The sequence below is a fragment of the Arcobacter sp. F2176 genome (assembly GCF_004116465.1).
Classification (GTDB): domain Bacteria; phylum Campylobacterota; class Campylobacteria; order Campylobacterales; family Arcobacteraceae; genus Arcobacter; species Arcobacter siniprincipis.
Window position 1 is genome coordinate 37,261 of record NZ_PDJV01000014.1, and the last position, 18,158, is coordinate 55,418.

Sequence of the window (18,158 nt, forward strand, 5' to 3'; positions counted from 1 at the left end):
AGAGAAAGATAGTTAATTATCTGTTAATTTATCAAAAAAATACTTTTATCTCTTCACTATTTAATAGTTTACCAGTAGATTTAACTTCACCATTTATCACAAGTGCAGGAGTACTCATAACTCCATATTCCATGATTTTTTGTATATCTTCTACTTTTTCAACTTGGGCAAAAATTTTAGCATCTGCAACTGCTTTTTTTGCATTTTCTTCCAAGGCTTTGCACTTTGTACATCCTGTACCTAATATTTCTATTTTCATTATATCTCCTGTATGTGATCTTTTAATGTATAAATATAAGTATCAACTTCTAATTCATCATATCGTTCAACAGTTACTGGTGTTCTTACAAATTCACCACCTTCAAATTCATCTAAATAATCCCAATGATTAATTAAATTTGAAGAAGTAAATAAAAACCCATGAACAGTATCCCCATCTGGATTAAGTCTTATTCCTGGATACCCCATACTTGCACTCCAACCAGCATCTATTAAAAAACCTTTTACAGTAGCAGGTACAAATTTACCTACAATTTTTTCTAATACATGAGCATTTGGACAGTTTGGCATAAGTGTACCATAAACAAAAAGAGTTGTATCCAATCTATTTCCTTTGTAATAATTTATTAGATTTTTGAAATTATAACAAAGTAATATAAATATTAAGAAAATGAAAGGGCTAAAAAAATCACAACTGTAAATATTCCTGTTAACATTAATAGAAAGCCTCTTTTTTTAAAACCATATTTTCCCTTTACCATTACGATAGCTGATAAAGCAAAAAAGGCTAAAACAATACTATAAACCATAGCTAAATAATACCAAGCTCTATTATTAGTTGATAAGTGAGAGTTAATAAACATCTGTAAAAAAGCTGGATAAGAGATATATTTTATATTTGTCTCTCCAGAAGTTTGATTATAAATTATATGCATATACTTATAATCAAAAAACAAAGTACTATTTTCTTGTTTCACAAAATTCAATCTAGATATGTTTTTTTCTACAGTACTCTTTGATCCAACTTTATAAATATAATCAAGCTTCCCAATTTTTGCTTCACTTATTAGCTTTTCTTTAAAATCATCACTTGAAATATTTTTTGAAATATTTGTTTGAAAAGTATACTCATATTTAAACCAACCTAAACCACGAGCAGATAATATAAAACCCGTAATTGCATATATAAGTGAAATACCTATAAAAAAATACCCAAGATCTCTATGAAGAGATCTTGCTTTATTACTTAATGATTTCTTTTTTGACATATTTTAAAATGTTCTTTTAATATTGATAGTGAATTTTCTAGGTTCACCAGAGAAAATTCTATTATCTTCTCTACCTGATTCATAATACTTTTTATCTGTTATATTTTCAATATTTAATGAGAAATCCCAATCATTGATTGAGTAATATGCTCCCACATCAACTCTTGCATATGATGGTAACTCTACTCTTTTTGCTACAGCTGAATTTGTATATATTTTATCTCTATATGATATTCCTGTTGATAATCCAAGTCTTCCATCATATATTTTTTGGGGAATATTATATCTAGTAAATATATATGCAGTAACCTCAGGAGTAAGAGCTTGTGTATTTCCAACAAATTTTCCAGATACATATTTTGCTTTATTATAGGCATACCCTGATTTAAACTGCCAATTAGCAGTAGGTAACCATTGAACTTCTAGTTCTACACCCTTACTTTCTACTTCACCTGAAATTTCATAAAAATCAGTTCCTGAAATCTGTTCAGCTACATTTTCTTTATTTATTTTATAAAAAGAAATTCCTGTATTAAACTCTTTACTTACATTAATTTTAGTTCCAATTTCATATTGTTTTGATTTTTCAGTATCTAAGAAGTTACCAGAAGTATCAGTCCTTTCAGCACTACTAGGATCATAACTTTGTGCTAAACTTCCATACACTGAAAAGACATCATTAATATTGTAAATTGTCCCAATAGATCCAACAAAATCTCTAGATTTTTTTATTTTATCAGGTGATACACAAGGTCCTCTTGAACACTCAAAATCAATTTTTGTTCTATCCACTCTAGCAGAACCTACAAGGGTGAGTTTATCTGTTAGACTTATTTTATCTTGTAAATATACTCCTGTGCTAAAATATTGAGTTTTTCTTCTATCTTTTTGCTTAATAACAGCAGTTCCCCCATGAATAAGATTATAGATATTTATATTTGGAGTTACAAAACCTCCTTGAGCAATTCTATCATAATCAGTTTTTCTATAATTTCCAGCTAATCCAAAAGTCAAACTATGTTTCATATCTGCAATAATTGTATCAAGATTTAGATTTGTATCAAAGCTATGCCAATCTCTTTCATTGTATTGATGTCTATTTCTTCTTTTTAGTGTTGTATCTGATGCAGTTACTCCTTGTTTTACTTCATTATTTTCATAAAGTTTTCTTTCATCTGTATGAAATACACTTCTCCAGTCAAAATTAAAGAAAAGATTATCACTAATATAATGATCTAAATTAATATCAAAAGCTTTTCCTTCATCATTATCATAGTCATCTGATTCTTGATAAACCGTATTTAAACTAGCAGCTGTTGATATATCATGATTTGCTACAAACAGTCCATCATCTGCACTTCCATCTTCATGTCCATATTCCATTGCAACTAATAAAGAAGTATTATCACTAGCATTCCATAACAAACTTGGATAGATATAAAGATTTTTAAAATCAACATTATCTCTATATGAATTTAATTTTTCCCCAACCGCAATAAATCTATAAAATAAATTTTCAGTAATAGGTCCCGTTGTATCTAGTGTAGTAGTTATACCATTATCACTTCCAAATTTAGAAACTCCATTTGACATGTATGTTTGAAGGGATGTTTCTAAAGTAGTTTTTTGCTCTGACTGGGGTCGTTTGCTTACTATATTAACCAATCCTCCTGGTGTCATTGAACCATATAATACTGCTGCTGGACCTTTTACTACTTCTATTCTCTCAACATTTGCAGTTGAAGGTGAGCCCATTCTACTTATAAGTCCTGACATACCATTTACTTTGATATTTTCTAAAGAAAGATCAAATCCACGTATCATTATGGCATCTGCATTCTTTCCAACTTTTGTTACTCCTGTTGTATAATCAAAGGTATCTTCTATTCTTTGAGCTTGCAAATCATCTATTAAAGTTCCCTTTGTCACAGAGACTGTGTAAGGTGTTTTTTTGTCACTTGACTCACCTTTCATACTTGAAGAAGAGTTCTGTTCAAAATATGACTCTTGAGCTCCTTGTACTACAACTGTGTCTAATTGATCTGCAAAAGTTAATCCTTGAGAAACAACTAAAGACATTGCAATAACTAATCTTTTTTTCATAATATCCCTTTTAATTTTTAATAAGAGAATAAATATATTCACTAAAGTGGGGAATTGTAAGAAAATTAATATTAATAGTTTATTAATATAGATTATCATTATTGTTATTTATATATAAGTAACTAGAAAGTGTTTTTTAAGTAGCTAACTTAAAAGCCAAGATAGCTTTTAAGTCTCATTTTTATTTTTTGAATAATTGGTAAATTGATGAAAAATCTTCATCACCCTTACCTAACATCTTCATTTTTGAGAATAACTCTTTAGGAATAGCTGCACTATATAGTGGTTGATTTAAACTAAAGGCTAAATTTTGAAGTAGATGTAAGTCTTTATTTATTGCACTATTAGAAAAATGTGGTGAAAAGTCTTCATCAATTAGTTTTTGTGTTTTTGCTTTTAGCACAAGTGATTGACCACCACCCACACCTAAAATTTCTAAAGCTTTAGCTTTTGGAATCTCACAACTTTCTGCTAAAGCAGTACACTCTGCAAGTGTTGCCATAAAAGAACCAAGGCATAGATTATTGATAAGTTTCATTTTAGTAGCACTTGAAGGTTTTTCTAAATAAAATATCTCTTTAGCTATTTTTTCTAATATTGGTTTTACATTTTCAAAAACTTCTTTTTTACCTGAACTTACAACTGTCAATTCACCTTTTAATGCTGGTGCAACACTACCAAAAACTGGATTTTCTAGATAGTTACCACCTAAAGTATTTACTGCTTCATAGAACTTTAAAACATCTTCATAATGATTTGTAGTCAAATCAATTATTGTCTTACCTTTTAACTCTTCACTTAAAAGTCCATCATGCATTGAAAAGATATTATTAACAGCTGGGGAATCAAACAAACACATAAAAATAGTATCACATTTAGTTAATAACTCCTTTGGTGAACTTGCAATTTCATAACCCAAATCTTTTATTTTCTCAGCATTTCTATTATAAACAATAAGTTCTTCACCAACATCACTTAGTCTTGTGGCTATTGCTTTTCCTAAGTTTCCAAGTCCTATAAATCCTATTGACATTATTTCTCCTAATTCTTTTAGGACTATTATAAGAAGATTAGATTAAAAAAAGATGATATTTTTAAATTGAGTTAAAAGAAGTTTGAAAAGATGAGTTGCCTCATCTTCTCTTTTATTTTAAGTCAGCTAAGATTTTAGCTTTTAGTTTTGGAATTGTAAATCCAAATTGTTCAAATAATTCATTTGCAGGGCCAGATGCACCAAAAGTATCCATACCGTAAACCACATCGGCAAATTTATAGTACTCTAAACCTCTAGCAGCCTCAACTGCAAATACTTTTGTATTTGGATCAATGATTGTATCAATATATGTTTTATCTTGCTCTACTAATAAATCATAACAAGGAACAGAAACAACATTTGCAATCACACCCTCTTCTTCAAGTGCACATCCAGTTTGTAATGCAAGCATCAATTCACTTCCAGATGCCATAATTGTAATAGTTGCATTTTCTCTTTTTTTAACTAAATATCCACCATTTGCAACTTCACCATAAGCTCTATCATCTTTTAGTACTTTTAATCCTTGTCTTGAACAAACAAAAGCAGAAGGTGCATTTAGTTTTAATGCTACTTTCCAAGAAGCAATATTTTCAGTAGCATCTGCTGGTCTAAATACATAAAAGTTTGGTAATGCTCTAAATTGAGTTAAATGTTCAATTGGTTGGTGAGTTGGTCCATCTTCTCCCACACCAATAGAATCATGAGTCCAAACAAAATGTTGTGGAATAGAAGCCAGTGCTGCAATTCTAGCTGCTGGTTTTAAATAATCACTAAAGACAAAGAATGTAGCAGAGAATACTCTAAATAATCCATATAAATTCATAGCATTACAAATAGATGCCATAGCGTGTTCTTTAATACCAAAGTGGATATTTTTACCAGTTGGAAAATCTCCCGCACCTTTTAATTCTGTTTTATTAGATGGTGCTAAATCTGCACTTCCACCTATAAATCCAGGAATAGCTTGTGAAATAGCATTTAAAATTTTATGATTTGAATCTCTTGTAGCAACACTTGTATCTGCTTCAAATTCAGGATATTCAATAGAATCAAAATCAGGCTTTTGTAACATCTCAATTTTCTCTTTTGATTGAGCACTTAAAGAATCATTCCAAGCTTTTTCAATCAATGACCCAGTTGTAGTTTTATCAAATGCAGCTTTTACTTCATCAGATACAAAAAATGAATCTTCTGGATTAAATCCAGCTTTTACTTTAGAAGCAGCGATTTCATCAGCACCTAAAGGAGCACCATGGGTATGGTGACTTCCTTCCATAGTAGCAGCACCTTTCCCAATAGCAGTTTTTGCTATGATAAGTACTGGTTTTGTAGCAGTTTTAGTTTTTACAATAGCATCATCAATTTGAGTGAAATCATGACCATCTATTTCTAATACTTCAAAGTCAATAGCTTCAAATCTTTTTTTAACATCTTCACTCCAAGCAATAGAAGTATCACCTTCAATTGTAATTGAGTTTGAATCATAAATAATAACTAAATTATCAAGTCCTAAATGTCCAGCTGTTGCAGTTGCTTCATAAGATAAACCTTCTTGTAAATCCCCATCTCCACATAAACAGAAAACTTTATGATTGATAACATCTTCACTTAAAATATTTTTTGCATATTTAGAAGCCATTGCAAAACCAACTGCATTTGCAATTCCTTGTCCTAATGGTCCAGTTGTGATTTCTACCCCATGTGTATGTCCATATTCTGGATGTCCTGGAGTTTTAGAATTTGTTTGTCTAAAGTTTTTGATATCTTCAATACTTACATCAAATCCCCAAAGGTGTAATAATGAATAAACTAATCCAGTTGCATGACCACCTGAAAAAACTAATCTATCTCTATTTAACCATTTAGAATTTGCTGGGTTTACATTTAAATGTTTACTCAATACCGTTGCAATGTCAGCAAGTCCCATAGGTGCACCTGGGTGTCCTGAGTTTGCTTTTTGAACCATATCTGAAGCCAAGAATCTGATTGTATCCGCTTGTTTTTGAAGTAAATTATTTGACATATCTTTCCTACTGTGTTGTGAGTTTTAAATTGTATTTTGCGGATTATAACTAATTTTTAATAAAGATAAAATTTGTAGAAAAGAGAAGTCTCTCTTTTCTACTTTTTATTACACATCAGGAGTAACTGAAACATCATCGTCAATTAAGACTTTTACATTTGAACCACCAACGGTTCCTTGATAAACATGGAATGTTTCTCCTGTATCACTTACATAATCAGCTTGTTGCGACCATTTTGCATCTCCACCTTCAAGAGTAACTTTATCATCACTATCACCAAAGATTTTTAACTCATTGTTATTATCTGTCATATCTAAAATATCATCTAGATTTATATTCATTTCTTGCGCATGATTATTAGTTAAATCTATATTTTCGATATTTTTTATCTCTGTATGTTTTAAAACCTCTTCTAAATCAATTGTATCATTATTCATAACTAGTGTATCATTTCCTTCTCCACCATCAATTGATTTTTCCGTTCCATTAAATACAATAGTATCATCACCTGCACCTGCATCAATAATATCAGCACCACCTTTTCCATCTATATGTTCATTGGCAGCAGTTCCGGTGATGGTATTTGCATTTTCATCACCCTCAATTGAAATTTTTGCAGATGTTGTTACAGTTGATTGAGCATCATTTTCTGATTCTGTTGATGTTACACTCGCAGTCATTGAATTAACTTCGCTTGACTCTAAATGTTTTGTAGAAACAAAGGTAAATTCTTCTTCTTTTCCCTCTTCAATTGGTAACTGAACTGTTCCACCACTTACATCATATACATTTCCACTACTATCTTTAACAGATGTTATAGTATCAGGAATATTATCTAGTGTTACTTTTGATAAAGATTCACTTCCATCAACATCAGATAACAGTGCAGCTAATGTAATAGTATAATTATATACTGTTGTAGATAATGGTGAAGTATTAAATACACTAGCATCTCCTTTAACTACTCCATCACTACATTTAATATTTTCGAAATTTGAAATTTTATCTCGAATATTATCTTCATTTTTATAATAATCATTAATTGTGTAACCTTTTAAGTATATAGAATCAGTTCCATCTCCTCCATCTATTGTTGCCCATCCAATATTTCCAACTTTATCTCCAATAGTAATGAAATCATTTCCAGAACCTAAATCAACTCCACCATAATTAATATCATCACCAATATTAACTACATCATCACCTCCAAAAGTTTTTAATCCATCCCATCCATATAAATCATTTTCTATATTTATATGATTATCATTATCTCCATAGAATGCTTTTGAACTTGAATTATAAACATTATAGTCATATTCATTTGTTATAGAAATAGATCCATTATCTTCTACATTAAAAGACAAACTTGGTGTACTTGCAATATTATCAATAGTATTTGTAATATTAATATTTACATCAAAACTTGTAGTATCCCCATCTTCATCACTTGCATTAACAGTAAATGATTCTTTATCTTCAACTACATCTTTATTTGTACCACTGTAACTATATTCACCTGTTTCAAAATTAAATTTAAGTGTTCCACCTGCACTTGTATTAAGAGATAAAACATTATCAGTTGCCTCAGATACATTATGAGTAACACCATCAACTACAATAGAATCAATTGTTATCTTACCATCCCCACCTGTAATATTATCTGATACATCTCCATGTATAGTTGATTCAACAGTATTTTGTAGAGTTACATCCAAATCATCTGCATCATTTACAATAATTACATCATTATCTGAGTTAGATATTTCTTCTAAATAAGTAGTTAATGAATTATTCCCAATCCCAATAGAATATGCTTTATCAAAACCTAAATCTTTCCATTGTGCTGCAATATCATCATTTACAGAATAAGTATCATGTCCATTACCATGTCTATAGTATGTACCATTATATTCACTCATTCCATATGTTGGTTTTCCATCAGATACAAAATAAGAAATAGTTTCTCCATTTAGTGGTGCTGGATTCTGTTCTAAACTATCAATTACTTTTAATAATGCATCATCATAATTAGTTCCACCATTTGCTTGTAAGTTATTTATTAAACTTATTGCATCATTTGCATCTAACCAAACATCACCATTACTTGATAGAGTATTACCATAATCACCAAATGTTGTAAGTAAAACTTTTACATTACCTGCACCATCATAGTTATTTATCATATTAATAATTGATTGTTTTGCAAGTGATAATTTATTATCATAATTCATGCTATTAGATATATCTATAGTAATTGCAAGATTTACATTTACTTGTCCAAAATCCAATGTTTTTGAGTCATCACTACTATACAGTAAGGCATCACTATCAGTTGTTTCTTTATAGTTTGTTCCATCTTCATTATCATTTGTTTCTGTTGCTCTTGCTGTGATACCTAAATCTATATTTTCTGTTCCTTTTGGAACTGTCATTTTGATGCTATCACTTATATCTTTTGTACCATCAGGTAAATTAACAGTCCATGTTCCATCATTATTATTTGTTAATGTATAAGATGAATTTGAAGAAGTAAATTCTGCACCTTCTGGAACATTTGTTATTGTAACTGTTAAACTTTCACTTCCATCAACATCATTTAGTGCTGCATTAAAATCAACATTATAATTTTCAGTTGTTTCTATAGTTCCACTATCTTTATCTGATTCAAATACGACATTTTCAATATTTTTTACAACAAATTTAGACCCTTGTAAAGTACCATTTCCATCAACTTCATATATTGTAAACTCTTTGTTTGCATAACCTTCTGGGTGTTTATTCATTTGAGCATATTCTTCCCAGCTAATTAAGTTGTCTTCTCCACCATCAACACCAACTGATACTTTATAATCTTCCATTTTTCCAGAAAAGTGAAGAGTGTCTTGACCTTTTCCACCGTCAATTACTGTATTTATATTAAAGTTTACATCACTATCTGAAGATAAATTGATAGTATCATTTCCATCTCCTAAATCAACTTTTGTATCTTGTACATTTCCATTAAACTGTACAATATCATCACCTGCACCTGTTGATATAGTATTGGCATCACTATTATTTCCGACAATTAAAGTATCGTTTCCACTACCTGTACTCACATTACTTCTATTTAATGATTCACCTACACTTATAGTATTGTCTCCATCACCTAAATTTACAGTTGTTTCATTTGTTCCTTGATTTACAATAAATGTATCATCACCTAAACCAGCTTGTGTTGAACCTTGATTTAGACTTCCTGCAACTGTATAAGTATTATCACCTTCACCTAATTGAATATTTGCACTTGAACTTTGATTAACAACTACTTTATCATCTCCATCTCCAGTGTTGATATTTTTTCCATTATTTAAACTTTGGAATTCTAATGTGTCATTTCCTTTATCTGTAGTTATACTTGATGCATTTACATTTTGATAATCTTTTACAATATTATCTGTTCCATCATAATTAAAATTACTATCTAAATTTCCATCTTTACCTGTACCTTCATGTAGTGCTTGTAATACATCTAAACTATCAGAATTTGAATTTCCACTTCCATTTCCACCTTGGTTATGTTCACCACTTGTAGACTCAATTTTTGTAACATCAATACTTGCATTTGGCGCATCTGCAACTGCTTTAATATTTATATCAGTTTTATAATCTACATCTTTAAAGTTTTCATTTCCATCACCAATTTGGAATTTAAAACTTGCATCATTATCACTATCTTCTTTTGGAACATATATTAAGTTTCCAGCTGCAACATTTGCTAAAGATACTACTTGTCCTGAATTAACTTCAATCTGAGTATCTTTAGATACAACATGTTTATTACCATTTGCATCAATTATTGTTTCACCTTCATGAACAGTCAAATACAAAATACCTTCACTTGGAATTTCTGTAATTTTAAACTCTTTTACTCCAGTACCAATATCACCAAAATCAGTCTCAGTTAATACATAAGTTTGATCTTCGTTTATATTAATAACATCATCAGTTGAACTAAAATCATCTGTAAATGAACCACTTAAATCAAAAGATTCACTAGCACTATTAACTTTTTCATAATTTCCGCCAATAACTTCTTTTACCTGAATATCAACTTTTGATAAATCAGGGAAGTCTTTTGCATCAAGTGAAAGAGAACCTCTTCCTGTAGCATTTAAATCTACTTCATACTCTTGTCCATTAACTTCTACAATTGCTGTTGCTTTTCCTTGAGGAGGATAATCTTCATCAATTTGAATATTAAATGTAATTTTCCCATCTGTTGTACTAATATTTGTAACCTCAGGGTCAATTACTTCTGTATATGATATTTCATGTATCAAATAATCATCATCATATCCTGGTGCACTAAACTCGACTTTATCGAATGCTACTGGATTACCAGTAGCATCAGGGAACTCAAATGTATATGATAAATCAACTCTGTCTGTTCCCCCTTGTGCGGGAACTTCTTTTATTAAATTATTATTCATATCAAAATATCTAACAACAGCATCTACATCACTACCACCACCTGAAACAGTTGCATAACCTATTCGTTCACCATCATTTGAAAAAGTGATTTGTGCAGTTTCTTGATTGTTTCTCCATGCAAAGGCAACATCTACTGAGTCTACATCATTAGTGAAATCAAAAACTACTTTTTCACTAACTCCATTAGAACCATGTCCTATCTCTGAATTTGCTCCAGAACCATCAGTATTTCCTTGAACACCAAATCCATCATGATTTGTTCCTTTTACAACAGATAAATTACCTTCATTGCCATTTACATCATATGCAGTAACTTTAATGCCTGTACTTTCACCAAATTCTGTATCAACATCTATAATCTTTGGTGCAGTTGCAACTGCTGTAATTGTGATATCGATAGGAGTTATTGTATCAGCTATATCTGCTGTTACTGTATTTGTAGAAGGTGTTAATTTCTCAAAGTTTCCACCCTCTACACTTGTAATTGAATTATCTAATGTACTTGCATCTTTATATACATCTTCTGTATTTGGATTTGTTACTTCTAGTGTTCCTGTACTTCCTTCAGTAATTGTAATATCACCAAGTTTTGTATGTATTACTACTGGTGTATCACCTGCTACTACTGGGTTTGACAAGGTTGCTGTAAATGTTACTGTTCCTGCTGCCTCATTTGTATCTGTTGCACTTAAACTTACTGTTGTCTCATCAGGCGTTGTCTCTGTTACAGTTGTTGTTGCTGTATCACTTGTATTTAGGTTTTCATAATTTCCACCAGTAGTTCCTGTGATTGATACTGTCTGTGTTTTTCCATCTGTTTGTCCATATACATCATCAGCACTTGCTACTGTTACACTTCCAGTAGTTTCTCCAGCTTTAATTGTTATCTCTGATCCATTACTTAATGTGATTACTAAATCTGTCTCTGGTTTATGATCTACACTTGCAGTATATGTTATATCTTCACCTGCTTGTACACTTTGTGTTGCAGTAAGTGTTACTGTTGTATCATCTATTGTATCAGCTATATCTGCTGTTACTGTATTTGTAGAAGGTGTTAATTTCTCAAAGTTTCCACCCTCTACACTTGTAATTGAATTATCTAATGTACTTGCATCTTTATATACATCTTCTGTATTTGGATTTGTTACTTCTAGTGTTCCTGTACTTCCTTCAGTAATTGTAATATCACCAAGTTTTGTATGTATTACTACTGGTGTATCACCTGCTACTACTGGGTTTGACAAGGTTGCTGTAAATGTTACTGTTCCTGCTGCCTCATTTGTATCTGTTGCACTTAAACTTACTGTTGATGTTACTGTAGTTGATGGAGAAACTGATGTTCCGGTATCTTCTGGATCGTTTGGAGTAGGAGTACCTCCTGTTCCAGGTACATTTAATATTGATCTTGTTGTTCTAAATCCATCAGGTCTTTCTCCTGGATTTAAATCTAAAGGAATATCATTATCTGTAGCATTTGGAGTAGTAGACGAATCTGAAAGTACTTCTCCTGCTGCTGATGCTTCCATTGCACTTGCTAAAGAACCAAAGTCATCAATTATAACCCCATATGGTTTATCTGCATTAGCTAAATTTTCATCAAATCGAGCTTCTAAATCTTTTATAATATCATCACTTTTAAAATCAGGGTTTAAAACTGTTTCTTTTAAATCAGTCACTCCCTCTTTGTCATAAATTACTGAAAGTACAGTCTTATTTACTTCACCATTTGATTTAATAAGATCGGCCATTCCATTAAAAGTTAATTTTAATTTTGGATTAGTACCTAAAGTCAATTGAATTGTACTCTCTCCATCAATCAAATTTAGAGCATATCCAGGATTTTTAGAATTATCTAAAAAATATTGTTCACCTTCTTTTGGAGTAAAAGTTGTATTTTTGTTAACTTCTATTTCTCTATAACTTCCATTTGGTTGTTTAATAATCAGATTCATTTTAGACCTTTTAGTGAATATTTTGTATATTATATATAAAAAAAGTCTCTAAAAAGTCTCTATTATGAAAAAATAAAGTTTCTTATAATTTCAATTATTATTTATTCTAAAAAATTATTTTATTGGGTTATTATGAGTAATTATTTTAAATTCGGCACCTAAATTATTATTATTAACTAAAAGTTTACCATTCATATTATTTTCGATTATTAGCTTAGACATAAAAAGTCCAACTCCAGTTCCATTTTTTTTGCCATATGTAAAAAAAGGTTTAAAAATATTTTCAAGAGGATCTACTTTTATTCCACCTGCATTATCTTCTATTTTTAGAATAACTTCATTATTTTCTTCTTTTACGCTAATAATAATTTTAGGATTTGAAATCTTTCTATCTATTAATGCATCTTTTGCATTATTAAGAAGATTTATTAAAACTTGTGTATATTCATTTTTATAACCAATTATTTTAGGATTTTTACTCACTCTTATTTCAAGTAATATATCATTGGCTTTTAAACTTGCACTTGTGAGTCTATATGCAGTATTTATTTCTTCTAATACTTTAAATTCTTCTATTTTTTTATTTGTAGCAAAAAAATTCCTAAAATCATCAATTGTATTTGACATATATTTTGTAATAATATTCAAATTTTCAATTGATTCTTTTAACTCTTCTTGTTTCACTTCCATATTTAGATTTAATTTACCTTCAATAGGAATGAATAAAGAAGATATTTCCATCAAAGGCTGTCTCCATTGATGAGAAATATTATTTAACATCTCTCCTAAAGCAGCCATTTTATTTTGAGCAAACAGAAGCTTATCTTTTTGTCGATTTTTTTCAATCTCATTTTCAATAAGAATTTGCAATTCTTTATTCTTCTTTGATAAGGATAAAAATTTTTCTTCTTTTTTCTCCATATTTAATAACCAAACCTTTGTCCAAATTCAAAATCTGGTTTTACAACTTCATTACCTTTTGTATTTATATATCCCACTTTTTTATTTAAAACTACTTTTGTAAATTTTGAATAAAAATTATTTATGTAGTCATACTTTGGCTCAATAATAACTTCACATTTCTTATTTATAAAACCCCATTTATCATCAAGTTCAGTTCTTGCAAACGAATTTACAAGAGGAAATATTTCATCATATTTCCCATCTAATAATACTTTCATATTATTTGAAATACAACCCCATTTATTATTAGGGAACTGCACAAAAGCAACTCCATTTGTAAACTCTTTTGCGCCTAAATAAAATGGCTTTTGCACTACTTCGAAGTTTTTATTTACATAGCCATATTTATCATTTTCTTTTATAATAAAAAACTTATTGTAAAATTTTGAGATGTAGTCATATTTTGCTACTAATAAAAACTTATTTTTATCATTAATTATTCCATACTTATTATTTTGTTTAACAATAGAATAATACTCACTGTCTTTATTCTTTTCATTAATACTTTCAAAAGGAGTAGCATCTTCGTAAACTTTATTGAGGTTAAGTTTATCTTTTTCTTGTAAAATCATATATTTATTATCTTTTATTACAAGAATTGAATTTTCTTTTGAACTACATCCAATTATTAAAAAAGAAGTTGCAAGATATAAAACTGCTAGGTATAATTTATTCATAATATTTCCTTTATCTTTCATGTAATGCATTATCTTTTGTTTTCAATATAGGTTTCAAAATAAAATCAAGTATTGTTTTTTTACCTGTAATAATATCAACTGTAGCAACCATCCCTGGTATGATAGGGAGTTTTATCCCATTTCTTTCAAGATAATTTTTATTTGTTTTTATTAAAACTCTATAATAACTTTTCCCTTCTTTTGATTCTTTATCTATAATACTATCAGCAGATATCTCAATAATCTTACCTTCAAGTCCACCATAAATAGAAAAATCATAAGCAGTAATTTTTACTATTGCCTTTTGACTTGGATTAATAAAAGCAATATCTTTGGGATCAATTTTAGCATCTACTACTAAAACATCACTCTCTGGAACAATTTCTATAAGATCAACACCTGATTGAACAACACCTCCAATCGTATTATAATAAAGTTGTTTCACAATTCCATCAACAGGTGAAGTAAGAATTGTCTTTGCAACTTTATCTTTATCTCCTACCATTTTTGCTTCAAATTTATTAATTAAACTTGCCGTCTCTTGGAGTTTTTTAGAAGATTCTGCCTTAAAAGTATTGATTTTTTCTGTCATTCTGCTTTTAGCTTCTTCAATTGCTAATTTTGATCTTTTTACAGATAATAAGGCAGCTTCCAAATCACCTGTTGTTTTGTTATACTCTTTTTCTACATCAAGTAAATCGTATTTTGATTTAACACCTCTATTTACTAATCTTTGAATAGTAAGCCTTTGTTCTTTTATTATGTTATAACTTTTGCTCAAATTTTTGATTGTATTTTCTATTTCTTTTAATTCTTGCTCTTTTTGTCCTGCTTGATTTTCCAATACTTTTACAGACGATTTTAGTTCATTAAATCTATTTATTAACAATCTTTTTTCTAAAATATCATATCTAGAAGGATCATTCATAACTTCTTTTGGAAAAACTAAAGTTGGTAATTCTTTATTTATATCAATATTTGATTCAACTTCTAATCTTACTTTCACAGCAAGTAAACTTAAATACTCTTGTTTACTCTCTTCTAAAGTTGCTTGAAATCTTGTTGTATCAATTTTCATCAAAGGAGTACCTTTTTTTACAATTTGCCCCTCTTTTACTAAAATTTCTGAAATAATACCACCATCAAGTGACTGTATTTTTTGTATTTTATCAGTGGGAATTACTTTTCCTTGTCCCCTTGCCAATTCATCTATTTCTGCAAAGGCTGCCCAAATAATAGCAATAGTAAATAATGATATAATAAATAAAAAAAGTATATTTGCAAACTTTGTTGGACTTTCATTTGCATTTGAATAACTTGTATATATAAATTCTAAATCTTTTGTTTCATTATCTTCTAGTCCATAAAGTCTTTTAAACCACCCAGAAACATTACCACTTAGGTCTTTTACGTTAATTACTTGCGACAATAATAATCTAACTTTACTCATTTTTGCCACCTTGATTTGATTTATATAGACCTTCTTTAGGCCCATCAAAAACAATATTCCCATTATCTAACACAATAACCCTATCAACAAGATCCAATATTGAAGTTTTGTGAGTAACTATAATTACAGTCTTATCTTGTATAATATTTTTTAATTTTTTAATAAAAGCTTTTTCAGTTTGACTATCCATTGAGTTTGTTGGCTCATCTAACATCAATATATTTGGATCGGAAATAAGTGCTCTTGCCAAAGTTACACTTTGTCTTTCTCCTCCACTTAATCCATCACCTCTTTCACCTACCATTAAATCAAAACCAGCTTCATGTTTACCTAGAAATTCATCAAGACCTGCAATCTTTGACACAGATATTAACTCCTCATCAGATACATATTGTTCACCAATTGTTATATTATCTTTAATAGTTCCCATAAATAAAAATGGTTCTTGAGGAACTACTCCAATTGAACTTCTTAAATCAATAGGATCTATTTGTCTAACATCTACTTCATCGACAAGTATTGAACCATTTGTTGGCTCATATAAATTCATGATAAGTTTTAATAAAGTAGATTTTCCAGTACCAATTTTTCCTAATATTGCTACTTTTTCACCTTTTTTAATTGTCATATTAAGATTATTTAGTATCTTGTATTTACTCTGTTTATATGAAAAATCGACATTTTTAAATTCTATATTACCATTTAAATTAGGTCTACTAATATAATTCTTATTTTCTTTTTCAACTGGCATTTTCATGATTTCATCTAAATTATTCAAGGAAAGCATTGTTTTATCGTATCTCATTATTAAAGAAACTAATTGTGAGACAGGTGCTATTGTTCGACCATTTAACATCATAGAAGCAATGATTGCACCCATTGTTATATCACCTTCACTTGCTAAATAAACTCCACCTGCAACAATCGCTATATTTGAGAACTGCGCTATATAGGCTGTAAAGAAAGTGATACTTTGAGATAAAAACTGACCTTTATCTGCAAAATGTACTGTTTTTCCAACACTTTGATCCCAATTTGTTCTCATTCTATTTTGTGCTTTCACACTTTTAATAATTTCAAGTCCAGTAACTGTTTCTATAAGTGTTGTTTGTTTTATTTGTTCTTCTTTTACTGATTTTTCAATTATGGTTTTTAGTGGTCTTTGCATATACCAAGATGTTCCAATAGAAAGAAGTACTGTTGCAAGAGTAATTAAAACAAGAGGGCCTGAAATATAAAATATTACTATTAAAAAAAATATGGCAAAAGGAAAATCCACAAAAGCAGCAACAGTTGCACTTGTAAAAAACTCTCTAACACTCTCAAATGATTGTAATCTACTTACAAATTGTCCAGTTGAAGCTGGTTTTGAATCAATTTTTATATTTAATACATGGTTAAATATTTTATTTGCGATAATAGTATCAGTTCTTTTGCTAGCAATACCTAAAAAATATGCTCTTAATATCTTCATTATAAAATCAAATAACATCACAAAACTAATGCCTATAAAAAGTACCCACATAGTATCAATAGCATTATTTGGTAAAACCCTATCATAAACATTCATTGTAAATAAAGGAGTAGCTAAAATAAAAAGATTTATAAACAAAGATACTAAAATAACTTGATTATAAAGACCTTTATTTCTAGCTAATGTTCCCCAAAACCACTCTTTTGGAGTTTCTACAAGAATTTCTTTATCTATTCTATTATTAAAATTATATTCTGGTTTTATAATTATTACTTCACCTATAAACTCAGAATTTAATTTTTCTAAAGATATTTCAGTCTCTCCAGAACTAACACCTGGAAGTATTATTTTAGCAATTGATGTTTTTTCATTATAATCTAAAAGTACACAAGATCTATTCTTTTCCAATAATAAAACTGCGGGCAATGCCAATTTTGTGAGATTTTGTACATTTTCTCTTTTTACAGTTTTTGTTGTTAATCCAATTCTCTTAGAAGCTTTTATAAACATAGGTAAATCAAAAGATCTATTATGTATAGGAAGATTAAATTTTAAAGAACCAGCTGAAGTTTCTCTTTTATAATATTTTGCCAAAAATAGTAAACACTCTAAGAGTGTATCTACTTCTCTTCGATCTTGTAAAGTGTTTAAATCTCGTTCTTCATTTTCCATGCTACTCAAAATAGACCTTTCTTATAATTATAGTTATAGTTATAGTTTAATACAACAATTAGT

The 18,158-nt window shown here is 29.4% G+C and carries 10 protein-coding genes and 1 pseudogene; all 11 read right to left on the reverse strand.

All coding sequences use genetic code 11. From position 1 onward, the window contains the following. Positions 1-31 precede the first annotated feature (31 nt). The 11 genes and pseudogenes from CRU95_RS12345 to CRU95_RS12395 all read right to left on the reverse strand — a co-directional run bounded on the left by CRU95_RS12345 (position 32) and on the right by CRU95_RS12395 (position 18,095). A complete protein-coding gene (locus CRU95_RS12345) occupies positions 32-259 on the reverse strand; it encodes a thioredoxin family protein (protein WP_129101418.1) in 228 nt (75 codons plus the stop codon). After that, positions 259-603: a gamma-glutamylcyclotransferase gene (locus tag CRU95_RS12350; RefSeq protein ID WP_013136317.1), complete on the reverse strand. Its 345-nt coding sequence runs from the start codon at positions 601-603 to the stop codon at positions 259-261. Before CRU95_RS12350 ends, CRU95_RS12345 begins: the two co-directional genes overlap by 1 nt. A 59-nt stretch (positions 604-662) precedes the next feature. Beyond that, entirely contained in the window at positions 663-1,268 is a 606-nt protein-coding gene (locus CRU95_RS12355; RefSeq protein WP_129101419.1) for a hypothetical protein, read from the reverse strand. A gap of 3 nt (positions 1,269-1,271) precedes the next feature. Further along, a complete protein-coding gene (locus CRU95_RS12360; RefSeq protein ID WP_164969784.1) occupies positions 1,272-3,371 on the reverse strand; it encodes a TonB-dependent siderophore receptor in 2,100 nt (699 codons plus the stop codon). A 181-nt stretch (positions 3,372-3,552) separates the two neighbouring features. Continuing rightward, the gene (locus CRU95_RS12365; protein WP_129101421.1) at positions 3,553-4,404 is read right to left on the reverse strand and encodes an NAD(P)-dependent oxidoreductase; all 852 of its coding nucleotides are present in this window, start codon (positions 4,402-4,404) and stop codon (positions 3,553-3,555) included. 112 nt (positions 4,405-4,516) lie between these two features. Next, positions 4,517-6,433: pseudogene (tkt, locus tag CRU95_RS12370) on the reverse strand (transketolase); the annotation flags it as partial. Between the two features lie 105 nt (positions 6,434-6,538). Then, positions 6,539-12,859: an immunoglobulin-like domain-containing protein gene (locus CRU95_RS12375; RefSeq protein WP_129101423.1), complete on the reverse strand. Its 6,321-nt coding sequence runs from the start codon at positions 12,857-12,859 to the stop codon at positions 6,539-6,541. Positions 12,860-12,973: 114 nt separating this feature from the next. Next, positions 12,974-13,780 (reverse strand): sensor histidine kinase, encoded by an 807-nt coding sequence (locus CRU95_RS12380; protein ID WP_129101424.1) that lies wholly within the window; start codon positions 13,778-13,780, stop codon positions 12,974-12,976. A gap of 2 nt (positions 13,781-13,782) precedes the next feature. Beyond that, on the reverse strand, positions 13,783-14,499 hold the full coding sequence (locus CRU95_RS12385) for a WG repeat-containing protein (RefSeq protein WP_164969785.1): 717 nt from the start codon (positions 14,497-14,499) through the stop codon (positions 13,783-13,785). Positions 14,500-14,509: 10 nt separating this feature from the next. Next, on the reverse strand, positions 14,510-15,949 hold the full coding sequence (locus CRU95_RS12390; protein ID WP_129101425.1) for an HlyD family type I secretion periplasmic adaptor subunit: 1,440 nt from the start codon (positions 15,947-15,949) through the stop codon (positions 14,510-14,512). Continuing rightward, entirely contained in the window at positions 15,942-18,095 is a 2,154-nt protein-coding gene (locus CRU95_RS12395; protein ID WP_258238710.1) for a type I secretion system permease/ATPase, read from the reverse strand. The genes CRU95_RS12390 and CRU95_RS12395 overlap by 8 nt, the downstream gene beginning before the upstream one ends. Between the last annotated feature and the right edge of the window lie 63 nt (positions 18,096-18,158).